General features: G+C 36.5%; 7 protein-coding genes. 2 read left to right on the forward strand and 5 right to left on the reverse strand.

The annotated features are described in order from the left end of the window. Window positions 1-38: 38 nt before the first annotated feature. Window positions 39-173 (forward strand): hypothetical protein, encoded by a 135-nt coding sequence (locus WOCAOBSORBRA_RS06455; protein WP_256437791.1) that lies wholly within the window; start codon window positions 39-41, stop codon window positions 171-173. Window positions 174-209: 36 nt separating this feature from the next. On the opposite strand, the gene WOCAOBSORBRA_RS03710 is transcribed toward WOCAOBSORBRA_RS06455, so the two are convergent. The 5 genes from WOCAOBSORBRA_RS03710 to WOCAOBSORBRA_RS03730 all read right to left on the reverse strand — a co-directional run bounded on the left by WOCAOBSORBRA_RS03710 (window position 210) and on the right by WOCAOBSORBRA_RS03730 (window position 8,889). Next, window positions 210-941, reverse strand: coding sequence for a ComF family protein (locus tag WOCAOBSORBRA_RS03710; protein ID WP_155969427.1), 732 nt, complete (start codon window positions 939-941; stop codon window positions 210-212). Between the two features lie 115 nt (window positions 942-1,056). After that, complete coding sequence (locus WOCAOBSORBRA_RS03715; RefSeq protein WP_174515954.1) at window positions 1,057-1,701, reverse strand: hypothetical protein; 645 nt, start codon at window positions 1,699-1,701, stop codon at window positions 1,057-1,059. A gap of 54 nt (window positions 1,702-1,755) precedes the next feature. Next, a complete protein-coding gene (uvrA, locus tag WOCAOBSORBRA_RS03720; RefSeq protein WP_155969437.1) occupies window positions 1,756-4,551 on the reverse strand; it encodes an excinuclease ABC subunit UvrA in 2,796 nt (931 codons plus the stop codon). Window positions 4,552-5,185: 634 nt separating this feature from the next. Continuing rightward, the gene (locus WOCAOBSORBRA_RS03725) at window positions 5,186-5,698 is read right to left on the reverse strand and encodes a hypothetical protein (RefSeq protein WP_174515955.1); all 513 of its coding nucleotides are present in this window, start codon (window positions 5,696-5,698) and stop codon (window positions 5,186-5,188) included. Window positions 5,699-5,793: 95 nt separating this feature from the next. After that, window positions 5,794-8,889, reverse strand: coding sequence for an AIR synthase-related protein (locus tag WOCAOBSORBRA_RS03730; RefSeq protein WP_155969433.1), 3,096 nt, complete (start codon window positions 8,887-8,889; stop codon window positions 5,794-5,796). Window positions 8,890-8,988: 99 nt separating this feature from the next. On the opposite strand from WOCAOBSORBRA_RS03730, the gene WOCAOBSORBRA_RS03735 reads away from it, so the two are divergent. Further along, window positions 8,989-11,787, forward strand: a complete 2,799-nt coding sequence (locus WOCAOBSORBRA_RS03735) for a WPE palindromic element domain-containing protein (protein ID WP_174515956.1) — start codon at window positions 8,989-8,991, stop codon at window positions 11,785-11,787. The last annotated feature ends 136 nt before the right edge of the window (window positions 11,788-11,923 follow it).

An 11,923-nucleotide genomic window follows, 5' to 3' on the forward strand; every position in this document is an offset into this window, starting at 1 on the left:
TGGTATGGCTAAATTTGAGATAGCTTCATAAATTTATTGTGCGTTACCTACTATCCGAAGAGCGATGCAACAAAGCCATCCCAGTGTCAAGCACTGGGATGACACCCTCCTTGGCAAACAATGTTCGTACAGCTATGTGCGTGACGCTGGCGCTGGAATCTAGAAAAAAATAGATCCAAGTAGTCAAGCTACTTGGATGATACTGACTGCTAATTTTTTATGCAAGAGGTCCAATCATTCACCGTTCTTGCAAGTGATAGCACTCTCACTTCTTTTGCACCGGAGTTTAAAATTTCCTGAGAGCAAGATCTTACAGTTGCTCCGGTTGTTACCACATCATCAACTAATATCACGATTTTATTTTCGATAATTTTCTTGTTGCTTGTTTTAAAAGCCTTCTTTAAATTTTTTTCACGCTGTTTAAGTGAAAGACCAGCTTGAGGCGCAGTATGGCGAAGGCGTTTTATTGCAAATGGCGTATAGGATAAATTGGACAACTTACTCAATTCTTTTGCAAGCAGTGCTGCTTGATTATATTTACGTTTAAACAAGCGCATTTTATGTAACGGTATAGGAATTATGATCTCTGCGTTCTGAAATGTATCCTGATTAGCTTGGTGTATCCACTTTGCATAGATTTTTACGTAATTCAAATTATCAAAAAATTTGAAATTTATAATCATGTTTCTACTATGTTGATCATAAGCAAAAACTGATCTTAATACTTTAAACGGTGGAGGATTGATGATGCACTTACCACACGTATAAATATTGTCTGAGATTACTACGCCACAAACATTGCAGTAATGCTTAGTTAGAAAATTGATTTTTTTGTTGCATTCACTACACAGATTAAGATTTTCATCAATGATACATTCGCAACTTACGCATACGCTTGGAAATATGAGATTTGTAGCTTTTTTTAGTAAGAGAAGGTTCACAACTCATTAAATATATTATAAAATAATTTATATAGTATAGCTAAAGTAACTTAAGCTTACACTCTTTCACTTTTTATTCCATTTCAATATAGTTCATGCTGCTGAAAAGCAGAACTTATAACTCAGTTTGTGGTATACCATTGACTGAAGTAGTCTTTGAATTATCCTTAGATAAAAATTGATGTTTTTCTGGCTTCTGTACTTCACTCAACTTACTTTGCACTTTGTCACAAGCCCACACAAGTGGCGTTATGATTGACGCGGCAGCCCAAATGATAGCAGCGCAAGCATAACTTACAATCTTGTTAAATACTCTAGCTACTGCATTAGCACAATCTTGCCCCATTTCTAAAAATATGTTTGAATAATTAACGAATGATTTTGTATCCGTTTTAAAACAATAGTCCCCTGTTATTTTTGACAATAACTTGACTGGAAAGTATGACAAACATGCCACTATCAAAAATAAAGGTTGCAATATTATGTTGGCTGCTAAAACAGCACCCAGTGTACACAATGAATACACTCCCTCTGCTCTGTGGCCCACGTATTCACATTTATCATTATCTTGATAATACTTGTTATAATTGTCTTTACTCTCAACTCCACAAATTACATCTTTCACAGGTCCTAGCACATTATCAACGTAACGTACAGATTTATAGAAACTATTTTCTGGAACTAGTGTGTTATCTTCTGCTTTCTTAGCAGGTACAACTCCATATTCAACGTACCTTCTAAAGTATCGATATACTGACATTCTTATCTCCAAATCATAAATATGCAACCTAGCCTAATATAATTAAGAAATAGTTTATAATAAATACGTTTTAAGATACCTGCCTGTAACACTTTCTGGAATTTTTACCACTTCTTCTGGAGTTCCAGTAGCAATCACTTCTCCGCCTTTTATTCCGCCCTCTGGTCCGATGTCTATTATATAATCTGCAGTTTTTATAACGTGCAAATTGTGCTCGATAACTATAACAGTGTTTCCCAGATCGACTAATCTATGGAGTATTTTTAGTAAGTTATTTATATCTTCAAAGTGTAATCCAGTTGTTGGCTCATCAAGAATATACAATGTTCTTCCGGTAAATCGTTTTGATAGCTCCTTGGACAGCTTTATTCGTTGTGCTTCACCCCCAGACAACGTTGTTGACGACTGTCCGAGTTTTATATAGCCAAGCCCCACTTCCTGCAAAGAAATCAACTTTTCTTTTACCATTGGAAGGTTTTCAAAAAAATCACAAGCTTGATCTATCGTCATATCAAGGACATCAGAGATTGATTTTTCTTTATAAGTAACTTCCAATGTTTCCCGATTATACCTTCGCCCTTTACATTGCTCACACTTCACATAAACGTCCGGTAGAAAATGCATCTCTATCTTTAAGTGCCCATCACCTTTACAAGCCTCACACCTTCCCCCTCTGGTATTAAATGAAAACCGGCCTATATTATATCCCCTTGCTTTTGACTCCGAAAGACCTGCAAACCAATTTCTTATATGAGTGAACATACCAACATATGTTGCTGGATTTGACGCAGGAGTTCTACCAATTGGCGACTGATCAACTTCTATAACTTTATCTATATATTCAAGGCCTTCTATTCTATCACACTGACCATACCTTGCAGACGAATGATGTATCTTATGTGCTGAATATTTATATAACGTTTCTATGACTAAACTTGATTTTCCCCCTCCTGATATTCCAGTAACACAAATAAGATTCCCTATAGGAAATTTAACGTTCACATTTTTTAAGTTATTTTCACATGCATTTATTACTTTTATGAACTGAGTTGCTTGCTTTCTTCTCCTTGGAATTAAAATTTTTTTCTCTCCACTCAAATATTGCCCTGTTATGCTCCCCGAATTTCTTTGCACCTGGTCTGGTGTTCCTTCTGCAACAACTTTTCCACCATTTACGCCAGCTCCAGGACCAATATCAATCGCATAATCAGCAGCCATTATTGTATCTTCATCATGCTCAACAACGATTACAGTGTTACCCATGTCTCTTAAGTTTTTTAGTGTGGCAATTAACCGATCATTATCACATTGATGAAGGCCTATCGAGGGTTCATCAAGCACGTACAGCACTCCTGTTAAACCAGAGCCAATTTGTGAAGCAAGTCTGATCCTCTGACTCTCACCGCCAGAGAGAGTGCTAGATTCTCGATCAAGCGTTAGGTAATTCAACCCTACATTCTTTAAAAATGCTAGCCTCTTGATTATTTCATTTAATATTTTACTTGAGATTTGCTTCTGTTGTTCTGTGAGCTTGTCTGGCAAATTTTCAAACCATTTAAGGGATTCATCGATGCTGAGCCCTGATATTTCACCTATATGTTTGCTATCAATTTTTACTGTAAGCGCTTCTTTTCTCAATCTATAGCCAGTGCATTCTCTGCAGTGAGTAACAGAGCAATATCGCTCAACAAGCGTTTCATCATAATCCATCTGGTTTTCTAAGATACTGACCAAACCTTGAAATTTACCGAAGCCAAAGAGTATCATATCTTTTACTTCTTGATCTATGTTCTTCCACGGAACATCAAGGCTAAATTTACAATTTTCAGCCAGTGATAGAATTGCACTTTTTAAAAATCCATAACCTGTGTGCACTTGACGGAACATTGATCCCACTGGCTTTAAAGCGCCTTCAGATATTGAAAGAGTTTCATCTGGCACTATCAGCTTCACATCAATAGCCAGCTTTTTACCAAGCCCATTACACGAACCACATGCACCGTAAGGGCTGTTAAAAGAAAATAATCTTGGTTCTATTTCCTCAAGAGTGAAACCAGACTCGGGGCATGCAAAATTCTCTGAAAAAGTCAGAATTTGACCATTTTTATACTCGGAATTATGGTTGTCAGGTAGGTTTACTATTTCTACATACATTAGACCATTACCAAGTTTTAGTGCGGATTCTATACTACTTGGCAGTCGATTTCCTATATCGCCCAATATTGATATTCTATCTGCAACCACAAAAATGTCGTGTTTCTTGTTCTTATCGAGTTTAGGCAAGTCATCTACATTGTACACTTCACCATCTATTTTGAACCTTACGTAACCTTGTCTTTTAATTTCCAATATCTCTTTAAGATGTTCTCCCTTTCTACCACGCACAACAGGGGCAAGTATATATATCTTAGTTTCTAAAGGTAACGCAATTATAGTATCTACAATTTGAGACACCGTTTGTTTTGTTATTGGTAATCCAGTTGCAGGTGAATAAGGAACTCCTATTCGTGCATATACTAAGCGCAAGTAATCGTAAATTTCGGTAACAGTTCCAACTGTTGACCTTGGATTTTTTGAGATCGATTTCTGGTTGATAGATATTGCAGGAGAGAGACCTGTAATCGACTCAACATCTGGTTTATCCTGAATGTTGAGAAATTGACGCGCGTAAGCTGACAGGCTTTCAACGTACCGGCGTTGGCCTTCTGCATAAATCGTATCAAATGCAAGGCTAGACTTGCCAGAACCACTTAGCCCAGTTATAACAACTAGCTTATTTTTCGGTATATTGACGTCTACACCTTGCAGATTATGTTCCCTTGCGCCCTTAACTCTGATAAAATCGTCCATATTATACCATATAGCGTATTAACCATTATAGCCTCAAAATACGTGAATTTATAGTGATATATTGATTTTCTATTGATTTTTTCAACTGTTACGGAAAATTAAGCAGCGTTTGATAAATCGTCATTCCGCTACTTGTTAGCGGCTGAGATACCGCGACGGTATGACGGTTAAGTAGGCCAGTGCCCCTATGATGTCATCCCAGTGTCAAGCACATAGCTGTACGAACGTTGTAGTTTAGGAGCAATTCCCACCAGTGGGCCAGTGCCCAGACACTGGTTCTATGCAACTTAATTAAAAACGTTTGTTTTAGCGTAAGACAACTACCTTTAGCTCATCAGCTCAGTTATAAGCAAAATTTCTGGATTCCAGACTGGAATGACACCATTTGCTGTGCAATTTACCTTCAAAAATGAATGTTCGTACAGCTATGTGTCAAGCACTGGGATGACACCATTCTTTTTTCTGGATTCCAGTGTCTGGGCACTGGAATGACACCCCCCTGATAGGCTCAAATCATAGTGTTTGTACAGTTGTGGGTTTAGGCTACCTATAAATTCTAAACTTTTGTTACGTATTAGGACCACCAAATACACCCCCAGGACCCAAAGTCAGTTTAGCTATATCAGAAAACAGGTTATGTGGAAATCTTAAAATACTTCTTGTTCGCCAAGCAAAATAAATACATTCCTACAAACAAGCAGATGCTCAATACTGACACATAAGAAAACTTAAAAATTAAATCTCTAATGTATATTGATAAGCATTTACCTGCAGAAAATTTGTATAGTAATCCAACACATACAACGGCACTATCAACCACTGATGCTATAATTAAAGTAATGAAATTTGTCATATGAAAATTCAACTTGGACTTCAATTTTTCAAAAATAATTATGCTTGAGAGAAGAGATACTAAAATTGCAGTATATGAAATCAATATCATCAAATTAAAACTTTGCCATTTAAAAACACAACATAGCGCTGTACACACTATTAAGTTGTACGTAGCTTTGCTTCTGCCATAAAATTCAACCATTGAATTTACAACTAAAGCAGCTCCCACAAATAAGGCAGCACATATCATCAATTTATTTGAAGTGTTGAGTAAAGAAAGACTGATAAACAGGAGTATCGATAAAATAGACATAATTACCTACCCAAAATTAATAACATACATTCATTCTAAATAAACATTACATATAGTAAAAGAGTTATTTAGCATAATAAGAAAAATATTTTATATTAGCATGCCACATCTTTCAGATCTACTTTTAAAACATCCTTTATGTTTAGCACCTTTTTCTCTGTTACTTTGCCAATACATGAATAAACTGCACCTTCAAACAATTCTTCAAACCTCTTCTGATTTTGTGGTGCAATAGTAACCAAAATTCTACTTTGCGATTCAGAAAACATTATTATCTTGTTTATTATGTCTGTATTTTGTATTTTTCCTATTGGCACTAGTGAAAGATCGATTTCAGCACCAAGGTCTCCTGCAATTAGCGATTTTGCCAGAGCAATAACTAATCCGCCTAAGTTTGGTGCAATTGCAGAGGCAATTATGCCATCTTTTATTGCCTGGTTGTAACGCTCATACAACTTCCTAGCGCTCTTTGCATCAACTTTTGGTACGTTGTTATTACCTATTCCACTATATAACTGATATTCAGATCTACCAAGTTCATCAAGTGTTTCTCCAAGCACATATATCAAGTCCCCTGGCATTTTTACATCAAGCGATACCGCATTTTCAATATTTTCTATAATTCCAATTGCTGAGATGAGTAATGAAGGTGGTGCAGAGATTATCACTTTCTCGCCATTTTCATCATATCCCTTGAAGTCATTGAACATACTGTCTTTTCCGGATATGAATGGTGTTTTAAATGCAGTTGCGAAGTCGTAACAAGCCTCTGCAGCTTTCTTTAGTTGCCACAACCTTTCTGGATTATAAGCATCACACCAGCAAAAATTGTCGAGCAACGCTAGATGATTTATATTTCCTCCTGCGGCTACATAGTTGCGTATCGCGGTGTCAATTGCACATGCTGCCATGTGGTAGGTGTCAATTTCTCCATAACTTGAGCCAAATCCTTGCGATTTTACAACACCTTTATTTGAAGAAAGAACAGGCCTTGAGACAATAGCTTCGCTGCACATTCTTCCCTTGCCTTGCAGTGGTTTTAACACTGACGATCCTTGAACCTCATGATCATATTGCACCACTATGAACTCTTTACTGCAAATGTTTGGTCTGCTTAACATTTCTTTTAATTCAATTTCTAAAGAAGGCGAACTTGTTGTCATTCCAGCGCGTGGCGCTGGAAGCCCCTTAGACCACGGCTTTGTCTGTAAATGCATTTTAGGATTACCATCATGCAGAAATTCAGTTCCGATATCCATTATTACTGTCCCTTTAGGACATTTAACAACGGCTTTACCACTCTCATTAAACTCTCCAATCACACAAACCTCCACATCATGTTTTTTCATGATTTGCTTAAACATAGGGAGATTTTCTTCTGGCACTGCTAAGGTCATTCTCTCTTGTGATTCTGATATCCATATTTCCCACGGAGCCATACCATCGTTTTTAAGGAGAACCTTGCTCAAATCAACTTCAAATCCGTCTTTTCCCATTTCACCAATAGACGACGACAGCCCACCTGCTCCATTGTCCGTTATTGCATTATAAAGACCAAGATCTCTTGCTTTTATGACGGCATTGGATAGTTTTTTTTGTGTTATAGGGTCACCAATTTGCACAATCGTTGAAGGGCTGTTTCCCGACAAAGCCTCTGAGGAAAACGTTGCGCCGTGAATTCCGTCCCTTCCAACTCTTCCACCAATAATTACGATTTTATCGCCATTTTTTGGTCCTTTAATGTGAGAAGGTGCGTTATTTATGTTGCGCGGAATAATTCCGACACTGCCAACAAAAACCAGCGGCTTGCCACAAAATCTATCGTCAAAATATACCGATCCAAGTTGTGTTGGAATACCAGAGCAATTACCAGCAACATTAACACCATGGATCACTTTTTTCATTATATATTTTGGCGGTAAGATCTCATCAGTGCGCTCTTTATCCCTATAAAATTTGCCTTTTGCTTCTTTGGCAAAGCAAAAGTAATAGGTATTCATTATAGGCTCCGCGCCTTTCCCGAAACCAACTATATCACGATTTACTCCAAGTACCCCAGTCATTGCTCCACCAAATGGATCAAGAGCTGAAGGGCTATTGTGGGTTTCAACTTTATCTACAATCAAGTAATCGTCATCAAAAATTATTCCTCCTGCGTTGTCAGAGAAAACTGACACACATATGTCAGAATTTATCTCACGCGTTGCACGCTTAATATAGTGAGCATATAGACCGTCTTTTATTTCATCAATAGGGGAGCAAAAAATATTGTGTTTACAATGTTCAGACCAAGTCTGTGCCAGAGACTCAAGTTCGATATCATATGGATTTCTGCCAAGTTTATTGAAGTAATCCTTTATATCCTTCATTGCTGCAAGGGAGAGACCTAAAGTGCCATTGCCATCGATTCCATCTCTACTAATTTTTTCAAGCTCTTGGTCACTTACATTGAGGTCAACAGACTTAGCCCCATTACTACTTGATGTCATCCCAGTGCTCTCTTCTGTCATCCCAGTGCTTGACACTGGGATCCATTCTTTTTTTTCCTGGTCACGCGCTGGAATGACACCGGAGTGGGTATCTCCAGCTCTCCCTTCTGTCATTCCTGTTTCCCCCTCTGTCATTCCAGTGCTTGACACTGGAATCCAGTTTTCATTATACAATTGCTTGAAGTTTTCTGGATCCCAGTGTCTGGGCACTGGGATGACACCTTTTAATTTACCGTAATGCCTCCAATAGCAATTGCCGTTTTCTTTATAAACAAGAATGCAATACTCAGTGATAGGATTAAATTCTTGTTTTATATCATCTTCAGTTGCTTGACTTAGAATCAATTTTGAACTTCTTGCTTTTATACAAACATTTTCATCAATGTAGTCCTTGTTTATTAAATATTCTCTAACAATTTGTTTCACTGTGTTGCCTACATTATCGGTCATGCCAGGTAAGAAGCTTATTTCCAAGCCCCACTTTGCTTGTGGTTCTATGAAATCATACGGAACTTCTTCAAGGTTTTCATTGTAGGAATAATAACGGCAGTCTTGTATGACTTTATTATAAAATAGCCCGCAAATTTCTTCATATAATTTGGATGGTAATCCTTTGCGTATGTAAATCGAGTAAACGTTGACTAACCATCTGCGGCCAATTTGCTCGCATTTATTTAAAACTTCTATTCTAATGTTTGCCATGTAATGTTATAAAAAATTTTAATATATAATAGCATACAAGCACGTTTATATTTTGAATAATTTCTATACAATAAAATATTGTATTAATTGTTACTGTTAGTGGGAAGAGTTTTTACCGTTAATGTGGATGAATCTCTTTTTGATGTGCTGGTTCAGCACATATTTTCTGAATATGAAAGAGAAAAAATTCCTGAAGTAAAAATCATACTTCCTTGCAAGAGGGATGTGATAGCGCTGCTGAGTGCATTCAAGAATCATAACGCTAAAAAATGCATAATTTTGCCAGAGATAGTTTCGCTAGAGAATATTGATGAGGAAGATTTAATATTAAATCTTGATAGGGTTAAAGTTATCAAGCCAACAAAAAGGACACTGCTACTCATTCAATTCATATTGGAGTGGAATAGAAAAAATAATGATAATTTTCCAATTGATTTAGCTTATAGCCTGCCATCACTGCTTGATAAAATTCAATCTACCCAAACAACGGATTGTTATCAATTTGATGAACATTCAAAAAAAATAGAGAATTTCATAAGCTTACTCACTGAGACTTGGAGTAAAACTTTAAAAGATTTAGAAGTAGTAGATATATTAAAACATAAGAGTGATTACATAAACAATATGATAATCTCTTTACAAAAAGACCAACATATAATCTTTGTTGGAATTGGAAAGGATAAGTCGTTAATTAAGGCTATATATGACCTGCCGTTTGGAGAAATAATTTTGCCTAACCTGAATTTGAAAATTAAAGAGAAAGACTGGAAATTGCTTGATAAAAAACACTATCAATATTGTCTGAAAGATCTGCTAGGTTATTTAAGTATAGGCAGAGAGGATGTAAGTTTTCTGCCAGAAGCGTGTTCTCCAGTGCCCAGACACTGGGATCCAGAAAACTTAACTTTAAATGAGCGCACCAGGTGGCTGTATAATGAAAACTGGATCCCAGTGTCAAGCACTGGGATGACAGAAGAAAGGGCTGGGATAACAGGAAGTCCTGAGGAATATCTAGATTACGTCTTTGATACAACTGCCGATCTAAGCAAAGTTAGTAGTGGACATGTTGGCAATATTGAAGTCATCACTTGTGATTCCAGAGAGGAAGAAGCACAAGTGACATCATTAATTATAGAAAATGAAGGTTATGAAAACATTTCTTTGGTCGTCTTTGATAAATTACTTGCAGCTCGTATAGCATGTTTATCAAGGCAACACAGTGCCATACCGGAAAATTACCCTTATATAACGCTTCTGCTTTATAGTATCGAAGTTTTGACCTCAAATTGGAGCAGTGTGTCATTACTTTCGCTCCTTAAACATAGGCTAGTGACTTTTGGTTACACTCAAGAAGAGTACACTCGGATTTTATCTGAATTTGAAATAGAGATATTACGCAACTTTAGTACAAATGGCCTGAGCGATATTATAAATGCTATCAATGCCCATAAAAAGCTAAAATACAAAGAAGATATATTACTTATTATCAGTAAGTTAGAGGTTATATTTAATCCTTTACTTCGTTCTATAAATTGCTCTATTTTTGATGTGGTAGCAACTCATTTGCAGTGTATTAATATATTATCTGGTATAAATTTTTCAGAGCTAAATAGTGAAATAGGTAATTTTACCTGTAATTTCTCAAATGCATGTGAGGGTGTAGGAATTAAATGCTCCTTAGAGTTATATAGCCAAATTCTGACCTTATTTTTAGAGAAAGAGTTTTTCTCTGTAGCAAGTGACTTGAATAAATTCAGCTTATATCACAACAAAGTTGTAATACTTGCTGGATTTAATGAAGCACCAAGCTTTCAAAATCCGCTTTTGAATGCATTTACGAGAGAAAAATTTAATCTTCCTTCCGTGCAAGAAGAGCAGGGGTATTTTTTTTATACTTTACACAATTTGTTTTGTGCAAGTAAGGTTTATATTACAAGATCGCTAAGCCATAGAAAACCAATTCTATTGCAGCGTTTGGAAATTCTACTCAAGGAGGGGAAGCAGCCGTATCGTGATTGGCTAAGGATATTAAATACGCCTGAATGTACTGTTCCATGTACTCAGCCTATGCCAAAACCTCAAACCGAAGTTAGAAAAGAAAAAATGCAGGTGATGTCTTGCAGTGCAATAGAAAAGCTAATTCGTAATCCTTATTCATTTTACGTTGAATATATACTGGGCCTTAAACAATTAAGAGACTTGAATTTTAAGCCATCGATATTGGAATTTGGCACTATGGTACACAACATTCTTGCAAGATATTTACGCAACAAAAAATCTCCAATGAGCATTGCACGAGAAGCATTCTCGACTAGTCAGTTTAATTTTTCAAATATGTGGTGGGTAAGACTACAAAAGATAATTCAATCTTTTGTCGAATTTGATGAAACTCGAAGCAATTATGTTGAGTTGGAAAAGAACTTTTCCTGTCCGATATTTCATATTCCAGCGCGTGACACTGGTTCTTGTGATCAGTATGAAACTGCTTGGATGACAAATAAGCCACAAGAAATTTCACTGATAGCAAGATGTGATAGAGTTGAGTATCTACCAAGTGGGCAAGTGGCAATTATAGACTATAAGCTTGGTACACCACCTTCCAATGAAGAAGTAATGTCGGGATTTTTTCCGCAATTAATTTTACAAGCCTTAGCGGTAGAACATATAACAAAAAGAGAAGTCTCAGAACTTGCTTATTGGAAACTTGATTATGATAAAATAAAAGTTATTTCTATACAAAATTATAGATACAAAATGCAAGAATTAAAAAATGATCTGCCTGGTTTTTTATCTAACTATTTAAGTAATTCCACACCCTTTATTGCCTCTCCATATTTTGATAAATTCCTGAGATTTAACAGCTATAAACAGCTAGAAAGGGTAGGAGAGTGGTTGTAAATGGTGTCATCCGAGTACCTGACACTGGTTTCCATCCAAAAGGGTGTCATCCCAGTGCTTGACACTGGGATGGCTTTGTTGCATCACACTTTATGAGATGGTGATTTATGGTAAATTCATGTAACTATCTCAAATT

The sequence above is a fragment of the Wolbachia endosymbiont of Cardiocondyla obscurior genome (genome assembly GCF_902713635.1).
GTDB lineage: Bacteria > Pseudomonadota > Alphaproteobacteria > Rickettsiales > Anaplasmataceae > Wolbachia > Wolbachia pipientis.

Excerpts from the sequence above, each read along its gene's own strand:
- WOCAOBSORBRA_RS03715 (WP_174515954.1), bottom strand. The coding sequence starts at position 1,701 with ATGTCAGTATATCGATACTTTAGAAGGTACGTTGAATATGGAGTTGTA.
- WOCAOBSORBRA_RS03730 (WP_155969433.1), bottom strand. The coding sequence starts at position 8,889 with ATGGCAAACATTAGAATAGAAGTTTTAAATAAATGCGAGCAAATTGGC.
- uvrA (WP_155969437.1), bottom strand. The coding sequence starts at position 4,551 with ATGGACGATTTTATCAGAGTTAAGGGCGCAAGGGAACATAATCTGCAA.
- WOCAOBSORBRA_RS03725 (WP_174515955.1), bottom strand. The coding sequence starts at position 5,698 with ATGTCTATTTTATCGATACTCCTGTTTATCAGTCTTTCTTTACTCAAC.